The following is a 21690-nucleotide window of genomic DNA, read 5'->3' as shown; positions in this document are numbered from 1 at the left end:
AAGAAAAAGGTAAAATGTATGAGTGAAAATAAGTTTGAGACAATGTCAGCCATTGTAGATAACGAGCTAGAGAATATTGATGATCTCGATGCACAGTTAGATGCAATTTTAGCTGATGAAACGTTGTCTGATACTTGGAAGCAGTACCACCTCGCCGGTGATGCCATTCGTAACGAAACAACCCCAGAACAACTGATCGATGTATCGCAAAGTATTGCAGCAGCGATTGCGCTCGAACCAACTGTTTTAGCACCGAAAGCCAAGCCGTCGTTTACGCAAAAGGTTAAAGATAACTTGGTACAGTTTGTTAAGCCAGCAGGTCAAGTGGCGATAGCAGCGTCGGCAGCTGGTTTGATGATTTTAGGCGTACAACAAAACGTTGCTCAAAACGAGCCTTTTTCGCCAAGCGAAGTTGCTCGCACCAACCCTATCTCAGGGATTACGAGCCCAGTTAGCTACAATGTAAATCAACCAAAAGTTTCACAGAAGCAAGCTTACATTGAGCAACAACGTAGATTCCAAGCATTATTAGCTGATCACCAGCAACAAATTAAGTTATTATCTCAAGCACCTCAATCTAAACAGTCAACTGTTGAAGTAAAAGAAGCTGAAGTAGAAAATAATTAATGAAATATGTGTTAGTTTTATCTTTGCTATTGAGTTCATTTGGCTCAATAGCAAATGACGCCCAAGACGCAAGTGCTTGGTTAAACCGCCTTTCTGAAACCTTAAACCAACGCCATTTTTCAACAGCTTTTGTTGTTGTCAAAAACAATCAAGCTGAGCCATACCACTGGGCTCACGGCATTGATGAACAAGGTGAGCAACTTGAAATTCTTTCGTTACTCAATGGGCCTCGCAAAGATATTCTTCGCAAGGGCGAAATTGTTAGTTATATCGAACCAGGGTTGCCAGCATATTCACTAGCTACAAACCAAATATCGGGACCTATTCCGTCAATTTTTAGTGGTGATATCACCCAGTTAAATCAATATTACGACTTTGTGAGTGTCGGTCGTTCTCGCATTTTAGGTCGCGCTGCCCAATTAATCCGTATTGTTTCGAAAGACCCACATCGTTTAGGGCATTGGGTTTGGTTAGATGAAGAGTCAGGCATGTTACTTAAAATGGCATTGCTAACATCAAAAGGGCAATTACTTGAACAGGTACAGTTTACCTATCTAGAACTGCCAGAAAATATGCCAAACCAGCTAAATCAAGTAAACGAAATGACATTACCTAATGTTATTGAATTACCAAGCGCTAACAGTGATTTAGAACTAAATTGGCAAGTTGGTTGGTTACCGATGGGTTTCGAAAGGAAACGTGTAAATCGTCATCGTATTAACCTGTTAAAACAGCCCGCTGAGTTTATGCTTTTTAGTGACGGTTTAGTTGACGTGTCAGTGTATGTTACGCAAAGTAGCGATAAACAAAGAGCTCCAGAGTTTGTTAGAGATGGAGCAACCATAGTTTACAACCAAGTAAACAACGGTTTCGAAGTCAGTGTGGTTGGTAAAATACCAACGGCTACTGCTAAACTTATGGCTGAATCAATACAATTTAAATTACAGAGTATTCAGTGATCGAAGAAACTGCGACCGTTAACTCAGTTGAGGACGACTGGGTTGAGGTGACAAGTGAAATTAAATCAACATGTTCAAGCTGCCAACAAATCGATACTTGTGGCAGCGGACAGGTTGCGAAAGCGTTTCCTCAAAAAAACTTATCATTGAGACTACCAACCAAAGACTTCAAACCTTCCTTAAAAGTTGGTGATAAAGTGATTATTGCAATTCCTCAAGGCAGATTGATGTCGAGTTTGGCTCGTGTTTATGGACTTCCTTTAATCTTTTTAATCACGTTTTCTGGGATTGGGCAGATCACGATAGCGCAATCGACTCATGAAATATTTTCAATCTTATTTGGCTTTATTGGTGGTTACTTGGGTTTTCGGCTTGCGAAATACATCGAGAATCAAAAAAATAACCAAACTAATTTGGCGCCGTACCTGTTAAAAAAAATACCTTCAAGTGATATTGACGTACAAATTCACAGTGCTTAACTAGCCGTTGTTTCGTCATTTTATGTGATAAGGACAAAGCTCTTTACACTTTTCCTCGATTATTCATGATTAACAATACGAAAAAAGAAGAATAGCCCTCTGTTTTTGTTTATAATTCGCAACCATTATCCGGATATTTGGTGTTGGCAGGTGCTAACACTCACTATGACCTAAACTTAAGATAGGTCATCGAAACAACATTGGTTAGAAAATATATAAATGAAACACATACGTAACTTCTCAATCATTGCCCACATTTATCATAGACCATAAGACACCCCTTGACGATCCTAGTCAAAAAGTAAACTTTTAGCAGCTTTAATGCGCCTTACCAGTTAATAATCATTTCTTTTCGTTTCCCTTTGTTTACCTTTTAAGGTAAGTTAAGCCAAGCAAAACAAGTACAAAAACAAGTACAAAATTTCGATCCCGACAGGATCTCACTAAAATTTGTACTTGCTAGGGCTTGTAGGTCAGAAGGGGCAAGGCATGAACATTACTAACAAGTGGCTAGAAAAAGTTTTCGAGTCACCCAGGGAAAAGACGGAAATTTTTAAAGATGATAAACGCGACGGACTCGCCGCCAGGGTATCGCCAAAAGGTAAAATTACCTGGCAATATCGTTATTATTACTTCGATGTTGTTAAACAAAAATCCACACAGCGCCGGATTGATTTAGGCGTATATCCCGAAATGCCGCTAGCAGCTGCGCGCAAAGAGCGTGATCGCCTGGCTGAATATCTGGATAAAAACGAAGATCCTAAGCAAGTTTTACTAATAGAGAAGGACGGGATCCAATCAAGGCAAACCGTTAAGCAAGTTTTCGAACAGTGGTACAGCAGCGCGTCAGCTGGTAAGCGAAAGTCTAATAACATGCTAATGAATCGTGTTAATTACTGGATCCTTCCTAAATTTGGCAAGGTACATTTTGACAAGATCCCGGTTATCGATTGGATTAACTTTATTCAAGACGTCGCCGACGAGAAGCCCGAGTCTGCCCGGTCACTTATTAGCGAGATTAAACAAGCCTCTAAATGGGCGAAAAAGGCAAAGCTTATTGATACCTTGCCACTCGTTGAATATAGCGCTACAGACTTCGGCATTAAGCGACGCGTCAAAGACAGGGTATTGGCTGATCATGAAATTAGCCTGATCTTTACCGCAATACAAAAAAGCATGTTGCGGCCAGCGAACAAAGCGCTTTTTACGTTGCTGTTTTATTATGGCTGCCGCGTCGGTGAACTGCGCCAAGCTGAAATTAAGCACTTTGACTTGGTTAAAGGTATTTGGACGGTGCCGGCAGAAATTAGCAAAACAGGCAACGACATTAAGCGGCCGATTATCCCCGAGTTTGTGCCAATCATTAAATTTGCGATTGATTTATCAAGTAGTAATACGCTACTTTTTCCTTGCTCAAAATCCGAAGAAGATCGCGTCGTTGGTGATCGCAGCCATATTGGGATCCCCTATAATTTAACCGCCTGGATTGATAAGCACAGGCCGCAGCCGGAAAAATTCAAGCACTGGTCTACGCATGATATACGCCGAACGGCTAGGACAAATTGGGAGAAATTAAGGATTGACGATCGCTATAGTGAAAAAATGTTAGGTCACGTATTACAAGGCGTTTTGAAGAACTATAACCATCATGATTATTTAGAAGAAATGGCCGACGCTTATAGACAGTGGTTTTACAAGCTAGAACAGATCCAAGGGCGAGCGAGTAACGTTACGCCGATTACTCGCAATAAGGCTGGTTAAGAATTTAACCAGCGTTCCACTTCTTCGCGTCGGTAGATATTAGGGGATCCCTTCATTATTGGGTTAGGGAATCCCTTCTCTTTGCGCCATCTATCGAGTGTGCGCGTGCTAATGCCAAAGTAATTCGTTATATCGTTGGTTTTTAAAATAGGCTTATCTAACCCCATGATTATTCCCCTTTAAAAGCCGTTATTGGTGTATATTTCGTGGTCATATTGCCCAAGGTACCAGGCGCAAAAACAATTAACGCAGAGCCCTTCGGGTTACCTTTTTGCACTTCGCCGGTATCAGCGCGGACAAAATGGATCCGGCCTGATGCGTTGCGCTGTTTTCCTTCGAGCACTTCGCCGGTAATAAAGCGAACTTCGCTGGCCGACTTCGGCCACCAGCCGGCATCGGGCGTCGCTGGAATAAGTAGCACGCTAACAATGTTATTTTTGCGTGCTTCGGCTTCGGCTTTAGCTAACCAAGGCGCAATATCTGAATAAGGCGGATTAATCCACACCGCGCGGTTATTACTGCCGATACGCGACAACCAGTTAATGGTTAGGGCGTTTTCTTCTTTAGTAATAAAGTTGTCGACCTTGGCCGACTCTTTCCTGGCGGCCGCGTCCAGGGAAAAGTTAAATTCCTGGTGCAGCTTTTCAAACAACCAAGAAGGCGTCGCCCATAGGTCGCGAATATCAACCGGCGTATTAGATCCGCCGTAGTCTTTAGACGTTGTCATTATGCGGCTACCTCGTTAAAGCTTTGTTTACTCATTTGCTCGAACCAGGCTAAATCGTCTTTGCCTACCGTCCAATTTTGCTTCTTGAATCGGCGCAAGATCCGGCCGGCATCGTCAAGCAATGCGTCACTAGGGCGCAAGCCGCGTTTAGGTGCTGGAGCTAAGGCCGCCTCGTTGTCGCCGTCTAATTCAATCAAGGATCCGCGCCCTTGGTTGGTCATATAAAGCAATGCCATTCTTGCGTCTTTGTCCGTTTCGCCGCGATAGCTTGGCCACATCACAAGCTGATCACCATTGCCATAAATCAGCGGTGAAAATAAACTCGACTGCGCTATGCGCGCGTTTAAGTCGGTAATTTCCGCCTTGTACTTCTTCTGATCGTGACGATAGGCGGCAATATCTCGCTTGTGCGCTTCTGCAATTTTGCGCTGCTTTTCTGCGTTCGTTTGAAGCTGCTTAATCCGATCCCGGATCTTCTTCGGCGTGCTGCCAATTTCTTTAAACCGAGAAAGTAAATCTTTATCGGTAGAGGCTAGGGCGTCGACAAGTTTAGCGTTTAAGCTTTTGACGACTAAATCTAAGCGTAGCTTTTCTTTAGCTACTTGCTCAGCGGCAACCAAAGAGGCGGCCGCCTTTGCTAAGTCGTTTTTAACCCGGCTTAATTCTAATTTTAGCGCGGTGTTTTCGCGCTCCAGCTGCTCGGCGTGGTCGACAACTTGGTTATAGTCGTCGACTTCGCTGTTATATTGCGCTGCTAAGTTCTCTATAAGTTCGTTAATTGTGTGCATCGTTCTGACTCTTTATTATTCGTTAGCGGCTTTTTCCCAGGCTTCGATGGCATCTAAACGCCACTTTTTACCCGCCGGGATCGGTTGTGGAAAGTTCTTGTTCTTACGCCATTTGTGTAACGTGATCCGCGAAATTCCATAACGTTTTAGGATGAATTCTTGGTTAACTAATTGAGACATAATTTATTACTCCAAAGTTAACCGGCCGATATGCGCTACCGGCCGGCACGCGTTAAAACTCTAATAATCGAGCGTCATAAGTGTTTTTAAAGTTAGCGGCGGCCTGGGCTAGCTTGTTGGCCTTCGCCCAATTCCAGGCTTGCTCGAACACAGCTTGTAAAATGTCTAATTGATCGGCCGCTTCTAATTGGTCGATGTATTTAGCCATTGTGTGGTCTGAATGCTCGACGCCGTCTTCGTCGCATACTGCTTGATTAGCGACGTTTTCTTGTTCGGCGTTTTGCTCGGTGTTCACTTCTTCAATAATTGAATTAAGCGACTCGCTTTGCGTTGTGGTGATCGGGTTAATTTCTATTTCACCTTGCGGCTGCATGAGCTCGTCACTGGTATACACCCCCATAATGACGTCAGGCGTATATAAACGCGCAAAACGCTTTAAGGCTAAATAAGCTAGTTGCTGCTTAGGATCCGATCCCCAAAGCGTCGAGTTTCTGGTCTGCGCCTGGGTTAAAAGTAATTCAAGCGTTGTTGGCGTTGTTTCGCCGCGCAGTATTGCTGACACTCTAACGCCGCAGCCGCGCTCGTCTTCAAACGACCAGTTAGGCGCAATATACTTTTTGCCGTTTTGGTTCGTCTTTTGAACGACCTTACCTAAGACGTTTTCCCAATTGCCAAACCATTCATACTTAAAGCGGCCTTGGATAGCGCGAGAGCTCGAAATCACCGCGTTAACAAGTTGCGCCTCATAACCTAACTGACCGCTAACCAAATGCGTTTTTTGCGCTACAGCAAAGGGATTCATGCCCCATTGTGCCGCTTGCATGACAATAGCCATACAGTCAGCCGGATTGCCTTGTAAATGCTGCGGAACGGTCGCTTTACCACCGGCCATCATTGTGGCCAACGCGTCCATTTGTTGCATTACCGTAGGGTTTAACAGCATATCGGTAGTATTACTTAACGCCGTTGAACCTGTTTCGTTTACGTTGATGTTTGCTACGTTATTCATTTATGCCACCTCGTTAATGTTGTTCGACTCTAATTCGACTTCTAAATCGATTAGCTTTGATGATTCATAGGCCGGCAATTCCATTGTGACAACGCCCTGGGCGTGACCTGGCCAAATACCGGTTTTCTCGCATTCTGCGATCGTGTTTAACGCTTTTCTAAATTGCAGCTGACCTAAGCGGCGAGCGTCTTTATCAAACAGTAACGGCGCAGTCACGACGCAAGGCGCTTGCTTTTCTACAGCTAAAAAGGCGAATTCTTTTAGGCCGGTAACAAAGCGATAAAATGAGTCTTGTACGTGATAGCCGTATTGCAGCGCGTGACGAGTAAATGCTTTCGGGCTCGAGTCTTGACAGGTTTTCACATCGACAGCCAAGTCGCCTAATTGATAATCCAGGCGACATTTAACAATGAGGCCGGTTTGATTATCGCGGCGCCAGTAGCTGATCTCAGGCGTACCATTAGCCACTAAACGACTGCCGAATGGATGCGAGACAACCGCGTCACGCATTTTTTTAACAGCTTTGAATTGCTCGTCAGTGATAAAGGTTTTGTGGCCATGCTCAGCGTTGAAAGCGTCCCAGCGCTTGATTAATTCGACCGTTGCTTCGCTCGGTTTTGCGGCTTGAAGTTGCGCTTTAGTTGGCTTCTTCAAGTCGGCCGGCATCACGCCGAAATCGCGTTCGAAATTATGCGGCTCTAAAATCACACTATGCGCAGCGGATCCGACATTAAAAATCGCCTTTTCGGTGCGCTCGCGCTCGCCATCGATAACGGCCTTATAAGCGGCGGGGCATTCATCGATTAGCACTTTCAACTTAGAGCAGCTAACGCCTAAACTGGCGTGATAAGCTTCGTTAGTCACGTTTTCTAGGACTAACACTTCACCAGGCAACAACGACTTGATCTTGTCATTTAATGCGCTTATTTCGGCGGCTAGCTTTTCTTCTGGTGTTGGCTCAGTCTCAACAGCTGGTAATAATTCGCCCTGGACTTCTTCGGCAGTTTCTGGCGCCTTGTCCTCGCTCGGTTTTTCATTAATGACTAACTCCTGATCAACGTCGATAACTTCTTCACTAGCGGTTGTTTTAACTTCTTCAACCTTCGGTGTTTGCTTGTAATGCTTACGGTTTAAATTGTCTTCAATTAAACAGCTAAGCGCTTTATGTCTTGCCACTGACTCGTCGTTTGCTTCTACTTGGTAAGTCATGCAATGAATATTTTTAGGCGCTTTCGATAAACGCATAAATGTAACGTCAAATAATTTCATGATCTTTTCCCCTTATAAGATATTGGCCAAATCATCTTTTACGGCATCGATTAACACGCTGAACTTGTCAGGCGTAGCTAAGCAGATGCGACGACGATAGATTGACATTGAATGATCCGCAGCCAAGTGATTAACCACATTAACGATTAACTCGTTGCGCTTTGTTAACTTGGTGCTCGCGACTAAATTTCTTGACGGCTCGACAGTGCGGTTAAAGTGCTTTGTTAAGTCACTACACGCCGAGATAGCTTCGCCAACGCTGGGGCATTGCTTTACAAGTGATAAACTCATTTGCTATTATCCTTTTGTGCATCGTCAGCTGGTTACTGACGGTTTGTTCTAAGACGGCTCCTTCGGGAGCCGTTTTTCTTTGTGCTTAAATAAAAAAGTAAACAAAAGCTAACTTTTTCGCAATTAAAGTTAACAAAGCGAAACCAAAAAAGCAAATAAAAAAGTCCCTAAAAAGGGACTTTCTTTTATTTTAATAATAACTACTTGTTTATTATAGGAATTTAACGTTTGTTACTTCGTGTTGATTCCTTGCTGCGTCGATAAGTTCTTCCAACCGCTCTTTAGTGGCGGCGCTTATTCTTGTTTGCCCAAGGCAAAGATAAGATCCCCCAGCGCCTAACAAAAGTTCTATTTGGAATGTAACTACTGCTTCGATCATTTTATTGTTTCCCTTCATTTTTATTGTTCTTAAACACTTAGTTGACTAACAAGTTAATGATTTAAATTTTGAAAGCAACTGTTTTTTAATTATTTTTAAATTTTATTTTAACTGTGATTATATACAGTAAAAATCTTTGCATTTTCACCGGAGTTTCCATTTGGTTACCCTAAGCCCTTTTTATTACAACGACTTAGTTAGTAAACATTTGTTGACTAACAAGGCTTTTTGATGAAATCTACTTTTTCCGTTAAGGAATCTTAATTTTGTCGTGGTTTTAGCTGTTAACTCATTCATTTATCAGTATTAAAACATCGACAAAAAGACTGTCAAAAAGCTAAAAAAAAGAATTCGGAATTTCATTGAAAAAATTCCAACTTAGAAAGAAAAAGAATGCAAGAAACAAAAAAAAGACCGCTAAATTAGCGGCCTTGTATTTTTATTTTAATTTAGGTTATGCGAAAAGTCGTTCAAACATTTCCGTTGAATTAGTTGTAACAGATTCGACCTGTCCTAGAATACTGATCCCGCTAATATTGCTGATAGCATCCTTGGCAACGACTTCTTCACTTCTCGAATTTACCATTTTTTTAATGCGGATCCCATCGTCAGCCGTTAGGCTCAAGTGCATTAAAACAGGGTTTTCGCGCCAGGCACCAATATAGAACCCGCCCACCATTGGGTTAATGTCTACTTGTGAAATATGACTAGCAATCGATGTCCTAACAATGCAATACAGATCGCCTCTACCGGGGGAGATCCCCAGCTGCTGCATAAAATCAGAATCTAAGACGATATAATCGTTGTCATCTTGTAGTATCGATGCGCTATTTGATGACGCACTTAACGTAACGTCGCCCGTCATTTCCCACGATAATGTATCTTTATTCACAAACGCTATCGGCAGAATATTGGCCGCTGGGATCTTGGCTTGGTGATCAAGTTCTTCGCTGCCTTTCCATTTCCATTCAATCGAGCGATTAATTTCAGTGTCGCCGACTAGCCATTCAGTCGAGACGCTTAGCATTTCTGCTAAGTCGATAAGTGCTTTGCCTCGTGGAATGCTGCCACGCATCCATCTAGAAACACTCGTTTTACTTTTCCCTGTCTTTCTTACTAAATCGACCTGTTTAATGCCTAGCTCTTTCATTCTAGACTTTAATTTATCTTCAAATTTCATTGCCCCAAGTCCTTATTAATGCGCATAAGGCGCTTATATTCTCCTACAAATATAATTCTTTCGCAGAACCTACGCGAAAGCTCCCTGGAGACACAGAGTTAACAATCCTTTAACTTTTCCCCCTGTATCTCCCGTTTTTATACACTACAGGGAAAGAAATTGCTAACAATCCTATCAAAATAAATATTTGTTAACCTTTTGATCCCTAATTAGGGATCCTAAGGTGCTTTGTATTGCTAAAAAGTTGCGAATTGTTATCTTTTTAGTCTAATATAGTTGTCGGTGAATTAACCACTCACTGGTTTTTAAACTTTTTAGAACAACGAGCACACCATGAAAACTATAACAATAATGGAGCGTCTATCGTGTTAACAGAAGAATATCAGCTGTTATTAGACAATAGGCTTGCCCCACAATGCCGCCTTTTGTATGTCGCCTTACGGCAGCGACTCAACCCGAACACTAATCAAGTGACCGTCGGGATCCCCCAACTTAAAGACGATATATCATATCGGCCAAGCGCCAAGTCTCGCGCCGTCGCCCAGATCCCGACTGACAAACAAGTTAGGGATTGGCTAAAGGCACTTGAACAACGCGAAATTATCATCAAAACGCAAGCCGGTGACTTTAAAAAACGCATCTTGCCAAGTTGGACTTTGCCGCTTGCAAGTCACGTACAAGGTCACGCACAAGGTCGCCTAGACCCTCAGGAAAATCAAGGGCTCCAGCCATTTGGTGGTCACGTACAAGGTCACGCACAAGGTCAGGTAGAGTCTTTTTCTATCGGTGATGATGACTTTGCAAGTCACGTACAAAGCCTTATAGATAAAGGGCTAGCGCCGCTTGGTGGTCACCTAGAACACCACGATCAGACCCCCCCTGATCCGTCGAAGTTTGCTGGTCACCTAGACCCCCAGGAAAATCAAGGGCTCCAGCCATTTGGTGGTCATAAATATAATAATAATAATAATAATAATATAAAGGTACCGATCGAGAGCGAATCTAAACCAGCTAAAAAATCGAAAACCAAAACTAAATACAAATACTCAGCAGACGATTTCAAAACCGCTGAATATTTTAAATCTATTTTGCTGCAATCGTATCTTGCAGAAACCGGCAAACCCTATACCAAAAAAATCAATCTCGAGTCGTGGGCTAATACCATTCGATTAATCAACCAAGTAGAAAAGCGCAGCCATCGTGAAATATGCGAATTGTTTCGCTATGCAAGACTCAGTGCTAGCGATTGGTATCGGGCGAATATCTTGTCGCCTAGCTCACTGCGCAAGTGGTGGGAAAAACTCACTTTAGAACAAGCCAAACAAACCAAGCACAACCAGAAGAAGGGCAGTCACCATGAAGGACTTAGCAACGTTAGCAAACAATTATCAGATCCAAGATCAGCAATCGCCAATTGGTAACGGGTATGAACCGACACCCTACGAAAAACAAATAACGGTTTATGCGTTTACGTTGCTAAACAGCGTTTACTTGAAAAAATTCTCAATGACGTTTGCTAGCACAGAAGAACTACAAGCAGCGCGCCGACAATGGGCGCGTAACTTTGGCCAAATATCCAGGGCGCAGCTGGAAAAAGGTATCGAGCGATTAAAGCGCGAAATGGAGCGAGGCAACAAGACGTTTGAATGGCCGAATATACCGGCGTTTATTGGGCTATGTAAACAATCAAGCCCACCAGAGCACAAAGTTTTTGATGCAAGTAAAGCGCTACCGGCTAAACCCTGGGCAGAGCGACAAGCGCAAGCGACGTTACATATCCAGGGGATAAAACGCTCAATTTTTAAAAAGGCGGCTAAGTGACGAATTGCTGCAAGTTTGGCGCGCAAACACTCGAGCAAGTGCAAAAGCAGACCTGGCACAAACTCGATTGTTTGACGCGATATTTACTTAAAGGCTCTAAAACCAATCAACAGTTACGCAAGTGGTTTAACGAGCAACCAGAAGATTGGCAGCAAGCAAGAAGGCCATTATTCGAAACAAGGTTAAAACAGCGATGGTAAGAAGAACAACAACACGACACATCGAAGACGAACACCAAAAAGCGTTAATCACTTGGTCTAAGTCTATACGCGTGACGAGCTCAGAGACGTTATACGACTTTTTATTTGCTATCCCTAACGGTGGTAAGCGTGACAGTCGAGAAGCGGCCAGGTTAAAGCGTCAGGGCGTCAAAGCCGGTGTTTCAGATTTGTTCTTACCTATTCCGATGAATGGTTATAGCGGTTTATGGATTGAATTAAAGCGGCCAATAGTGAAAGGCCAGAAGAAACCGTCAACCTCAGAAAGTCAATTAATATGGCTCGAGCGCATGGAACGCGTAGGCTACAAAACCGTTTTAGCTTATGGCTGGGAACAAGCCAAAGACGCTATCGAAGCTTATTTAAAACAACAAGAGAAGGCCGCCTAACATGACACTTGCAGAACAAGAGCTCGTCAGAATTTTAGGGTATGACGCAACACTCAAACTAGAAAAAATCTTTCGAAGCCAATTTATTTACATTGGCCGAGAAAGTCACTCTATCAAAGTTATTCGCGCGCGTATTTCACACGCAGCAGCTGACGCCCTAGTCGCTTACATGCAAGGCGATACGCTTTGGGTACCTTCCACTATTTACCGTCAAGAGCGCAACGAAAAAATATTCCAGGAAACGCAAGAGACGAAACCTTTATCTATCGAGCAAATGGCCGCCAAGTACAAACTTAAAGCGCGTGCTATTCGCATGATCCTTCAACGTAAAACGGAGAGACTCAATGAGCAAAAGAAGTTACGGGCTTAACCCTGGCGACAATGTGCTCGCTATGAGCCGCCAAGTTTGTGATGTACTCGGGTACGGTTCAACCGGCAGCGCGGACTATATGTTGGCAGAAACCGCCGCCGCCGAAACTTGTTTAGGGTATTACCAGGATCCGACGCCTAACGGTGCCGGCTTCGGGTTAACGCAGTTTGATTTAATCGGCTTTGAAGACGTTAAGCAGCGCGCACGCGCAAAACACAAAGAAGCGCTACGCCAGGAACTTGATATTGATGTCGACGCGGCGCAGCTGGCCGACCTAAACGACGATCCGATGTTATCCCTGGCATTGACTCGCCTTAAATATTTACTTATCCCCGAACCTATCCCGCGAGACTTTGTTTCGCGTGCGATGTATTGGAAGCGCTACTACAACACAGTGGCCGGCAAAGGTACACCTAAACATTACTTAAAAATGGCGGAAAAATACCTCTACCACTTACCCGAAAAGGAAACCGAACACGCATGAGATATTCACGTTTGGCATTAGCCATTATGTTAGAGCTCGATAACCCGCAGTCTGTTTTTTACAAAGGCTTGCCGGTCATTGGTGGAGATAATGATTAAATTTTTTAAATCACTTTTTTCAAGTGAAGACACAATCAAAACCGGCTTAAACGCGATTATAGATACAGGCGACGCCCTGGTTTATACCGACGAAGAAAAAGCCGGAGACAAACAGAAAAAACTAAATTGGTACCTGGAATTGATGAAAACGCTAAGCCCAAGCGCGCGCAGCCGTCGCGGATTAGCCTGGACAATTACCGGCATGGTATCGATTTTAAGTTTAATTTCGGTCGGCTGCCGTCTAGCTGGTTGGCATGAAGATTCGAGCTGGGTTTTAACCTTGCTCGATGATGTGTGGTCATGGCCGTTTGGTCTAGTCGTTGCGTTTTATTTTACGTTGCCACACGTACAACAAGCGATAAACCGTAAAACCGAGCAGAAGTAATCACCAGGACGCGGAGCGCACATGGCGAAATTAAACAACCAACAAGCAGCGTTTGTTATTCACTATGCGGCCGGTGAGAATGGCACACAGTCAGCCGTTTTAGCCGGTTATTCTGAAAAGACCGCCGCGCAGACCGCGTCCAGGCTGTTAAGAAATGTTAAGATTACGGACGCCATTAAGACAGAGCGCAGCGAGCGCCTCAAGCGTCTAAGCATCGATAAAGACTATGTCCTCTTACGCATGGTCGAGATTGACCAATTAGACGTCCTAGACATCGTTTTTGACGACGGCAGCGTTAAACCTCTTAGCGAATGGCCACGACCCTGGCGGCAATTTATCTCACAGTTTGAAGTGAGCGAATTATTCGAAGGGCATGGCGACGAACGAGCGCAAATCGGCTTTTTGAAAAAGCTAAAATGGCCGGACAAGGTCAAAAACCTAGAAATGATCGGCAAACACATTGACGTCGGCGCCTTTAGTGAGCGCAAAGAAGTAAAGACCACCTTAGAAGGCAATATCTCAGTTGACCGACGCGAAATGTCAGACGATGAACTGTCACAGCGTATCGCCGAGCTAGAGAAGAAAGTTAAAAAGGCGTCGTAGTGACTAGAGACGAGCAGTTAGAGTATTTAGCGCTTCTTGAAGAACAAAACCGCCGGTTAGCTTATAACGACTTAAACGAATATTGCCGAGCGATTGAGATCCCAGGTGCGCCACTTTTGGCCGACAGCTGCCCGTTAGGTGACGACTGCGACGATCCGAAATGTACCGGCCACGAAATATCGAACGCGTTTTACCCCGAAACCGTCGAGCCAGCGATTCATCATGAATTAATTAACAATACGCTGATGAAAGTCGAGGCTAAGGAAGTCTGCCCCGATACCGGCAATATTTTTAATCGCGTCATGGTGTTTATGCCGCCAGGCTCGGCAAAGTCGACTTACGGGACGGTGGTTTTTCCTACCTGGTTTATGGGACGCAACCCAAGAAAAAATATTATTACCACCAGTTACGCGTCAGGCCTAGCGAAAAAATTCGGCCGCAAATGCCGGACAATTACATCATCGACCAAATACGACGAAATCTTTAACGCGCAGCTGAAAACCGATAACCGCGCCGTTGATGATTGGGCATTAACGAACGAATCGACGTTTATGTGTGGCGGCATCTTGTCAGGGATCACAGGTAACCGCGCCGACGGCCTAGTCATTGACGACCCCGTCAAAGGTCGCGAAGACGCAGACAGCCCGACCATTAGAGAAAAGACCTGGGAAGCCTACCTAAACGATTTACGCACGCGTTTAAAGCCTGGCGGATTTATCTTGATCATTCAAACCCGGTGGCACGAACAAGACCTAAGCGGCCTTATCTTGCCTGATGATTGGGACGGGCAAAGCGGCTGGGTAGAAGCGAAAGACGGCGAGCCCTGGTATGTCATTTGTCTTCAAGCGCAATGTGAACGCGAAGACGATCCGCTCGGGCGAGAGATTGGTCAGTGGCTATGGACAGATTGGTTTAGCCCCGAACACTGGGAACGAGAGCGACGCGTCCAAGGATCGCGCAATTGGGACGCGCTTTACATGCAACGACCTAAGCCGGCCGACGGCGCACTCATTAAACGCGCCTGGCCGATGCGCTACGGCGAAAAGCCAGCGGCATTTTTACGGGTAATCTTTTCGTTAGATACCGCTTATAAAGCTAGTCAAGTGAACGATCCTAGTGTGCTGACAGTGTGGGGCGAAAGAGACGACGGTTATTATTTGTTGCACGTTTGGCGCGAACGCGTCGGATTACCCGAGCTTAAAAAAGCCCTGGCTAATTTGTATTTGCAATGGAAGCCCGACGGCGTATTGATTGAGGATAAAGCCAGCGGCCAATCGCTGATCCAGGAATGCCAGGCGGGAATAGAGATTGAAGGTTGGAACCGTAAATTAATTATTCCGACCATTGCCATTGAGCCCGAAGGCGACAAATTAACGCGGTTAGTCGCCGTCAGCCCGTTAATTGAGGCCGGCTTGCTATGGCTGCCAAATATCGCCAGTTGGTTAACGACGTTTGAGTCAGAGCTTTTCGGCTTCCCGTTAACGACACATGACGATCAGGTCGATAGCGTCAGTCAGTTTTTACGCTGGGCGCACGCGCAACGCGTGAACTTAACGCATTACCGAAGCAATAACAAACGTGCAGCCTTGGCTGATGAAAACAACCAAAGCCACACAGATACAAACAAAGGTTACGGCGCTGTCCGTAGTAGAAACAACTTTAACGGGTATTAAGCAATGAAAAAACCAGTTACCACCGAGATAGCGACAACACCTTCAAGCCGTCGCTTGGCAAGCCGAGCGATAGGATCAGTCTATACGTCAGGCCTTGTCGAAAATCCCGATAATATCTTGCGCGCAAAAGGGCATAACCTGGACGTTTACCGCGAAATCTTACGCGACGATCAGGTAACATCGTGCTATCAACAGCGCTTTTTAGCGTTATTAGGCAAAGAATGGCAAGTCGACGCGGCGAGCGAAAGCGCACAAGACCAAGCAATCGCCGAGTTTGTCCGAGAGCAAATTAAGCGCATTAACTTTGACGACGTCACGCGCAAAATGCTTTACGGCTTACATTATGGCTGGGCAGTTGGCGAGATTTTATGGGCGAGCGAAGATAACCGCATTGTCATTGATAAAATCAAAGTCAAAGACCGCGCGAAGTTTAAGTTCGATGAAGACAATAATTTATATTTTATTCAGCAAGGCGGCGAAGCTAAGCCAATGCCTGATAATAAGTTTTGGTTATTTAATTCGGGCGCCGATACCGACGATAACCCCTATGGTTTAGGCCTAGCACATTCACTTTACTGGCCGACCTTCTTTAAGCGCAACGGGATCAAGTTTTGGTTAATCTTTTTAGAAAAATTCGGTATGCCTACCGCAATGGCCAAATTACCAGGCGCGCAAATCGACGATCCGAACGAGAAAGAAAAAGCGCTCGAAGTGCTCGAGGCTATCCAGGCAGACAGCGGCGTCGTTTGTCCTGATAATTTGATTGTTGATTTAGTTGAGGCATCTAGAAGCGGCACCGCAGACTATAACGCGATGTGCGATCGCATGGATGCGGCTATTGCCAAAGTTATTTTAAGTCAGACCATGACAACGGACTCAGGCAGCAGCTACAGCCAAGCCAAAGTCCACAGCGACGTAAAAGACGAGCTTATCAAGGCTGATGCGGATCTGATCTGCGATTCTTTTAACAAGCAAGTTATCAAACCGTTAATTGAATACAACTTTCCAGGCGCCGAAGTCCCTCGCGTTTGGCGCAAAGTCAAAGACGACGAAGACTTGGAAAAAGTCGCCGAGCGTGATAACAAGATCATGGCGTTAGGTTTTGAGCCGTCGGAGCAGTACATCAAAGAAACTTACGGCGAAGGTTGGTCGAAAAAAGCTAGCGATATGCTGCCACCTAAAAATAACAATGTCCCACCAATGGGCGCCGACTTTGCGGACGTTACCGCGTTAACACAAAAGCGCGTGAATCATCGCCAGGATCAGCAAGCGTTAATCGAAGGCGCGCAGCAGCTGGCCGAAGACTACGCCGAGTTATACGGCGATAAAATCCAAAAATTAATCGGCTTATTAGAAGAAACCGACGACGTCGGCACCTTTCAGCGCGAATTAGATTTACTCTTTAGTGAGGCGCCAAGCCAAGCACAAGCGCAGAAAATCGCAAAGGCGACCTTTGTTAGTCGATTAATGGGCTTATTTAAAGGGACAGCCGCTTAATGATTGTTAACTTTAAAGACCGTCGACCAGGCGCGTTAGGTAATTTCGATTTAGATTTTATCCAGGCGATCAGCTTCTTTAACGATAAAGGCTTAGCGCAGACCTGGAATTGGTCAGATATGCTAAAAGACGAGCACAACGCCGCGTTTACCGTCGCCAAGATGATGAATGACGACTTGTTGCTCGCGGTTAAAGATGGCTTATCTAAGGCACTGACCGAAGGAAAAACCCTGGCGGACTTTAAAGACGAGTTGATCCCGCTGTTACAAAAAAAAGGCTGGTGGGGTAAACAGGTTATTAATCCAGGTACAGCCTTCGAGCAAACCGTCCAGTTAGGCAGCGCAAGCCGTCTCGAAAATATCTTTCGTACTAACATGCAGTCAGCCTATGCGGTCGGCCATTGGCAAGCGATAGACGATGCAAAGCTAGCTATGCCTTACTTGATGTATGACGCCGTCGACGACTCAAGAACGCGGCCGGAGCACGCCAAGCACGACAACGTCGTTTTACCGGTTACCGATAAGTTTTGGAATACGCACTACCCGCCGAACGGATGGCAATGTCGCTGCGGTGTTATTCAAATGTCAAAAGAGGATCTGGCCGATTACGGGTTAAGCGTTTCACCCGCACAAAAACCGGCCATGAAGAAATGGAAAAAGCCTGGCAGCGATAAAGTCAACCTGGTACCCGAAGGCGTGGATCCTGGCTTTGATCACAACGCGGGAAAAACGCGACTCGAGCATCTAAACAAAGTTCAGGCCGACAAGTTAGCCAAAGCCCAAAAAGAAGCGGCACTCATTAAAAAAGGCAACGAAAAAGCACGACAAGCCGCCAAAGAAGCAAACCAGGCATTGAAAGAATTAGGTATTAGCTCAACGCAAGGGCTCGCGAATAAAGCCCTGGATAAAGCCAAAGAGCGCGCCGCACAATTTGAGATAGATCACGCTATCGAAGCGAACACGCCATACCTGGCTGCTGCAATTAAGAAAGTAGCAAACACCAAAGCCGCGCAAAGCATGAACGCTCAAGAATTGTTGGCCAAAGCTAAGCAACAAGCCGACACCAAAAAGCTAGGGGATCAACTTGCCAAATTCAAGAAAGCGAAGATCGCGAACAAAGAGCCAGGCACGAACGCAAAAGCGGCGTTTGATTCACTACCAGAAGAAGCACAGCAAGCCATAATTGCCGAAATTGACGTCAAGACAGGTAATGCCCAGGCAAAAGAAGAACTGACCAAAATAGCGGCAGGTGAAGCGCAAAAGCAAGCCGCCTTTAAAAAGCAGATTTTCGACAAGATGACCAAAGACGGCAGCGCGGCAAATTATCCTGATGCGAAAAGCTTAGTTGCTGCCATTGAAGAACAGGCCAAAGTTAAACAGCAAGCCAAGGAAAAATCAAAGCACCTTAGCGGCTATAAAAAGAAATTGATTGAAGGGAAGATCCCGACGCCGAAACAAAAAGAAGTGTTCGACTCACTCGACGAGCTCGAGAAAATGAAAGTGACGGCAGACATTACCAAAGCGCAAGCCGAATTAGTGCCACCAGCTGACGCCGTACAAGCGCTTAAAGATGCGCTGGCCGATGTCACAAAGCCCGAGAAGGTTAGCGAGCCGACGCTATCAATGGCTAATATGGTCAAGTATGCGACCAAGAAAAAAGGCTCTAACGATGGCGCCTTCTACCAGGACACCGAAACCGGCAAGCGTTATTACATTAAAACCCTGGCGTCAGAAGACATCGCGCGCAATGAAACGCTAGCGTCTAGACTTTATGAGCTCGCCGGTACCGAAGCGCCGCGCTATTACTACTTCAGCGAAAACGGCAAGTTTCACGTTGCCAGTGAAATCATCGAAGGCCTAGAAGAAAGCCGCCATAAATTAGTCAATAACCTAGCTGACAATGTCCATGAAAACATGGTTGTTGACGCCTGGCTTGCTAATTGGGACGTTATCGGTCTGGATTATGACAACCTGATCTTACTCAACAATCGCGCTATTCGGATGGATCCTGGCGGAGCCCTTCGTTATCGCGCGCAAGGTGGTTTAAAAGGCGATAGATTCGGCAATGATGTTACCGAGCTCGAGACGTTTTTAGATAGCAGCTTAAATCCCCAGGCCGCGAGCGTCTTTTCTAATGCGACCAGGGAGCAGTTAATCATTGGCGCGCGCAAAGTCCTTCGCATTACTGACGAGCAAATCGACGATATGGTCGACCGCTTCGGCAGTCGTGATCCGAATATCGCTAACGAGCTCAAAGCCAAGCTAAAAGCACGCCGCGACTATATCGCCAAAGCCTTTCCCGAAGCGCTACCGCAAAAGCCTAAACCCGACATTATCGAAACGGTGACCGACGCAGACTTACTCGCGATCAAAGAGTCTCGAGTTAACGGTTATTCACTGACTATCGATGAAGACTTTATCCAAGATCACAACGTTAAGTTAAGCCACTTTATCGACGAGAACGGCGAGCCGGCCACCATGTTAACCATGAAGTTAACCGAAAAAGGCTTAGGCGAAGTCAGCAAACAGTTTAATGATAACAGCGGCAGCATTTCGCTAACGAGCCTAAAGGAAAAAGTTTCAACCGTTGCCAGGGGGATAGGGGCGCTTTATCGTGATAAAAAGGTTATAAGAACGCTTGATATAGACAGGTTAAACGCTGCTATCGATGAAGTTAATAGCGTTATTGATAAAGCAAAAAACAAAGCTGTTTACACTGATCAACAAATGGTGACGTTGTTATCCTGGCGTGATGAATTACAGCGCATGAAAGGCATTGCTAAATTAAACTTACCGGCGCAGCCTTGGGCGTTTATGATGAAAACGGATGATTTACCTAATGTGTTTGATTTGGTGAGTGATAAAGCGGCGGCCGGTTTATCCTGGGAAAAAGCGGGTACCTTTAGATATAAAGCGATGCAATACGATCGTTCTACACCTAGACAGCAAGGCCATACTATTTCGGCGCCTTACACTACGAATTACAAAGCCAAGCCAGGTGACGACGTCAAAATCAATGTAATGGCCGGTGATGCTTACTATTCACGCGGTTATGTGCAAATTGAAGTCAAAGGCAACAATAAGGCCGCAGCTGCGCGAGCTATTGAACAGATAGAAGCGCTCGGCGTGCCTAATCAATTGACGACAAAAGCGGTCAGAACAGAGCTTTATTTAGATCAGACCGCCTATCGACGCTGGGCATTACTCGATCGCAATATGACGGCTAAATACCAGGCGCTTAACGACATTACCGATCCCGAAGCTAGACGCCTGGCGAAACTTGACTTTATTAATAATGCCGTCGGTTACGATATTACAAAAAATCCATTATGGAATAAGCGAGACACTGGCCAAGCTTGGGAGCATGGCCGCCGCGTATTCTACCGAACGGATCTCGAGTCGCCCGAGTATGATCAATGGGCAGATAATCACGTTTTATTCCATGCTATTGGCACACTAGGCAAAGACGGCGCGAGCTTTTCGATTAATGAAAAACTCAAAGACGTTTTTAACGGTGGCGGCATGTTGGCCAGCTTAGGCGAGCGATTACGACGCGGCTTGCCTGAATCTGCCCAAGCGCTATCGACAGATTACAGTAAAGGTGGTGCTAACTATGTATTTACCCGCATAAAAAGCCGCTCGAGTTCGAGCTATAACGGATTAAACGCAGTAGGTCTTTACTTTAAACCGCACAAGTTAATGAAGCGCATGGATCGTATTTCTTATGATGACGACGAATTCGGCAGCCAGTTAGATTCGACGCTTGCTTCGAGAGGCGAGCATATTAGCGATTGGGTAGCAAACGCCAAGAGACCGCGAGACGAAACCATTTTTAAAGACGGGTTAAGCTTATTTGAAGACCTGGAAAAAATAGTTTTGTATAGTGAATCGGATCGCCAGGAGTTTATCGCCTGGTTAAAATCAAACAATTATGAGAAGTGGCCGGACGGTCGCGACTTAGAAGAAGTAATACAGGCAAGGTATTAATGTTAGATAAAAAGTATTTAGATTTATGGCATGGCGGCCTTAGTGATAATGGCGGTTTAGTTTTGGTCATAAAAGGCGACGATGTGCAAACGCGTTTTGCTTGCTTTGTTTATGAAATAGAGCAAGGCGGCTTGTTTTATGTCATGCCGCATTATGACGATCCTAATGGAATCGCAACGCCAGAATTTAGCTTTATCGAAGGTGAACCCGAGTATTTTAGCGGCGCAGATTGTATTGGCGTAAAAACCGAAACTAAGGAAGTTTACGTCGATAAGATTCATAATGAGCGACCCGACGAAATAGCCATGCTTGCCCGTTGGCGCGATAAGATAGACGACATCGACGCCGAACGAGAGCGCGTCAGGATCCGTTATTCAAACGAGCACATGACCCTAATATAGTCCCTAAATAGGGATTAAGTCCACAGGCAAAAAGCCTTTATTTTTAACAAAAGTAAACAAAACGAAACAAAATAGCTTGACAAAGTCCCTAATTAGGTCTTAAATGGTTAGCGAAC

General features: G+C 45.1%; 24 protein-coding genes. 16 read left to right on the top strand and 8 right to left on the bottom strand.

Annotation, left to right across the window (positions count from 1 at the left end; translation table 11 throughout):
* Positions 1–18: 18 nt before the first annotated feature.
* From QQK05_RS06720 to QQK05_RS06705, 4 genes are all read left to right on the top strand, one after another.
* Positions 19–627, top strand: a complete 609-nt coding sequence (locus QQK05_RS06720) for a sigma-E factor negative regulatory protein (protein WP_284296880.1) — start codon at positions 19–21, stop codon at positions 625–627.
* Positions 627–1586 carry a MucB/RseB C-terminal domain-containing protein gene (locus QQK05_RS06715; protein WP_284296878.1) on the top strand — a complete coding sequence of 320 codons (960 nt, stop codon included), beginning with the start codon at positions 627–629 and terminating at the stop codon, positions 1584–1586. Before QQK05_RS06720 ends, QQK05_RS06715 begins: the two co-directional genes overlap by 1 nt.
* Positions 1583–2065: a SoxR reducing system RseC family protein gene (locus QQK05_RS06710; protein ID WP_284296876.1), complete on the top strand. Its 483-nt coding sequence runs from the start codon at positions 1583–1585 to the stop codon at positions 2063–2065. Before QQK05_RS06715 ends, QQK05_RS06710 begins: the two co-directional genes overlap by 4 nt.
* A 489-nt stretch (positions 2066–2554) precedes the next feature.
* The gene (locus QQK05_RS06705) at positions 2555–3826 is read left to right on the top strand and encodes a tyrosine-type recombinase/integrase (RefSeq protein ID WP_284296874.1); all 1272 of its coding nucleotides are present in this window, start codon (positions 2555–2557) and stop codon (positions 3824–3826) included.
* On the opposite strand, the gene QQK05_RS06700 is transcribed toward QQK05_RS06705, so the two are convergent.
* The 8 genes from QQK05_RS06700 to QQK05_RS06665 all read right to left on the bottom strand — a co-directional run bounded on the left by QQK05_RS06700 (position 3823) and on the right by QQK05_RS06665 (position 9649).
* Positions 3823–3993, bottom strand: coding sequence for a helix-turn-helix transcriptional regulator (locus QQK05_RS06700; protein ID WP_284296871.1), 171 nt, complete (start codon positions 3991–3993; stop codon positions 3823–3825). The genes QQK05_RS06705 and QQK05_RS06700 overlap by 4 nt on opposite strands.
* A 2-nt stretch (positions 3994–3995) precedes the next feature.
* Positions 3996–4553, bottom strand: coding sequence for a phage N-6-adenine-methyltransferase (locus QQK05_RS06695; protein ID WP_284296869.1), 558 nt, complete (start codon positions 4551–4553; stop codon positions 3996–3998).
* Positions 4553–5341 carry a hypothetical protein gene (locus QQK05_RS06690; RefSeq protein WP_284296867.1) on the bottom strand — a complete coding sequence of 263 codons (789 nt, stop codon included), beginning with the start codon at positions 5339–5341 and terminating at the stop codon, positions 4553–4555. The genes QQK05_RS06695 and QQK05_RS06690 overlap by 1 nt, the downstream gene beginning before the upstream one ends.
* Before the next feature lie 15 nt (positions 5342–5356).
* On the bottom strand, positions 5357–5521 hold the full coding sequence (locus QQK05_RS06685; protein WP_284296865.1) for a helix-turn-helix transcriptional regulator: 165 nt from the start codon (positions 5519–5521) through the stop codon (positions 5357–5359).
* Between the two features lie 52 nt (positions 5522–5573).
* Entirely contained in the window at positions 5574–6530 is a 957-nt protein-coding gene (locus QQK05_RS06680; protein ID WP_284296863.1) for a RecT family recombinase, read from the bottom strand.
* Positions 6531–7799 (bottom strand): PD-(D/E)XK nuclease-like domain-containing protein, encoded by a 1269-nt coding sequence (locus QQK05_RS06675; protein ID WP_284296861.1) that lies wholly within the window; start codon positions 7797–7799, stop codon positions 6531–6533.
* Positions 7800–7811: 12 nt separating this feature from the next.
* Positions 7812–8090: a hypothetical protein gene (locus tag QQK05_RS06670; RefSeq protein ID WP_284296859.1), complete on the bottom strand. Its 279-nt coding sequence runs from the start codon at positions 8088–8090 to the stop codon at positions 7812–7814.
* A gap of 833 nt (positions 8091–8923) precedes the next feature.
* Positions 8924–9649: a helix-turn-helix domain-containing protein gene (locus QQK05_RS06665; RefSeq protein WP_284296857.1), complete on the bottom strand. Its 726-nt coding sequence runs from the start codon at positions 9647–9649 to the stop codon at positions 8924–8926.
* 365 nt (positions 9650–10014) lie between these two features.
* Between QQK05_RS06665 and QQK05_RS06660 the strand changes: the two genes are divergently transcribed.
* The 12 genes from QQK05_RS06660 (at position 10015) to QQK05_RS06605 (ending at position 21574) form a co-directional block, all read left to right on the top strand.
* A complete protein-coding gene (locus QQK05_RS06660) occupies positions 10015–11070 on the top strand; it encodes a hypothetical protein (RefSeq protein WP_284296855.1) in 1056 nt (351 codons plus the stop codon).
* Positions 11006–11470, top strand: coding sequence for a hypothetical protein (locus QQK05_RS06655; RefSeq protein WP_284296853.1), 465 nt, complete (start codon positions 11006–11008; stop codon positions 11468–11470). The genes QQK05_RS06660 and QQK05_RS06655 overlap by 65 nt, the downstream gene beginning before the upstream one ends.
* Positions 11467–11670, top strand: a complete 204-nt coding sequence (locus tag QQK05_RS06650) for a hypothetical protein (RefSeq protein WP_284296851.1) — start codon at positions 11467–11469, stop codon at positions 11668–11670. Before QQK05_RS06655 ends, QQK05_RS06650 begins: the two co-directional genes overlap by 4 nt.
* On the top strand, positions 11664–12077 hold the full coding sequence (locus QQK05_RS06645) for a VRR-NUC domain-containing protein (protein ID WP_284296849.1): 414 nt from the start codon (positions 11664–11666) through the stop codon (positions 12075–12077). The genes QQK05_RS06650 and QQK05_RS06645 overlap by 7 nt, the downstream gene beginning before the upstream one ends.
* Position 12078: 1 nt before the next feature.
* On the top strand, positions 12079–12447 hold the full coding sequence (locus tag QQK05_RS06640) for a Mor transcription activator family protein (RefSeq protein WP_284296847.1): 369 nt from the start codon (positions 12079–12081) through the stop codon (positions 12445–12447).
* A complete protein-coding gene (locus QQK05_RS06635; RefSeq protein ID WP_284296845.1) occupies positions 12422–12931 on the top strand; it encodes a hypothetical protein in 510 nt (169 codons plus the stop codon). Before QQK05_RS06640 ends, QQK05_RS06635 begins: the two co-directional genes overlap by 26 nt.
* Positions 12932–13021: 90 nt before the next feature.
* Complete coding sequence (locus QQK05_RS06630; protein WP_284296844.1) at positions 13022–13414, top strand: hypothetical protein; 393 nt, start codon at positions 13022–13024, stop codon at positions 13412–13414.
* Between the two features lie 21 nt (positions 13415–13435).
* Positions 13436–14017, top strand: a complete 582-nt coding sequence (locus QQK05_RS06625) for a terminase small subunit (RefSeq protein WP_284296842.1) — start codon at positions 13436–13438, stop codon at positions 14015–14017.
* Positions 14017–15690, top strand: coding sequence for a phage terminase large subunit (gene terL / locus QQK05_RS06620; protein WP_284296840.1), 1674 nt, complete (start codon positions 14017–14019; stop codon positions 15688–15690). Before QQK05_RS06625 ends, terL begins: the two co-directional genes overlap by 1 nt.
* A 3-nt stretch (positions 15691–15693) precedes the next feature.
* Positions 15694–17187, top strand: coding sequence for a DUF935 domain-containing protein (locus QQK05_RS06615; protein WP_284296838.1), 1494 nt, complete (start codon positions 15694–15696; stop codon positions 17185–17187).
* Positions 17187–21173: a phage minor head protein gene (locus tag QQK05_RS06610; RefSeq protein WP_284296836.1), complete on the top strand. Its 3987-nt coding sequence runs from the start codon at positions 17187–17189 to the stop codon at positions 21171–21173. Before QQK05_RS06615 ends, QQK05_RS06610 begins: the two co-directional genes overlap by 1 nt.
* Complete coding sequence (locus QQK05_RS06605) at positions 21173–21574, top strand: hypothetical protein (protein WP_284296834.1); 402 nt, start codon at positions 21173–21175, stop codon at positions 21572–21574. The genes QQK05_RS06610 and QQK05_RS06605 overlap by 1 nt, the downstream gene beginning before the upstream one ends.
* Positions 21575–21690: the final 116 nt, after the last annotated feature.

This window comes from Thalassotalea loyana (assembly GCF_030161435.1).
GTDB lineage: Bacteria > Pseudomonadota > Gammaproteobacteria > Enterobacterales > Alteromonadaceae > Thalassotalea_G > Thalassotalea_G loyana.
Note: the sequence above shows the minus strand (reverse complement) of the source record. Positions and strands in the feature narration are given on the sequence as shown.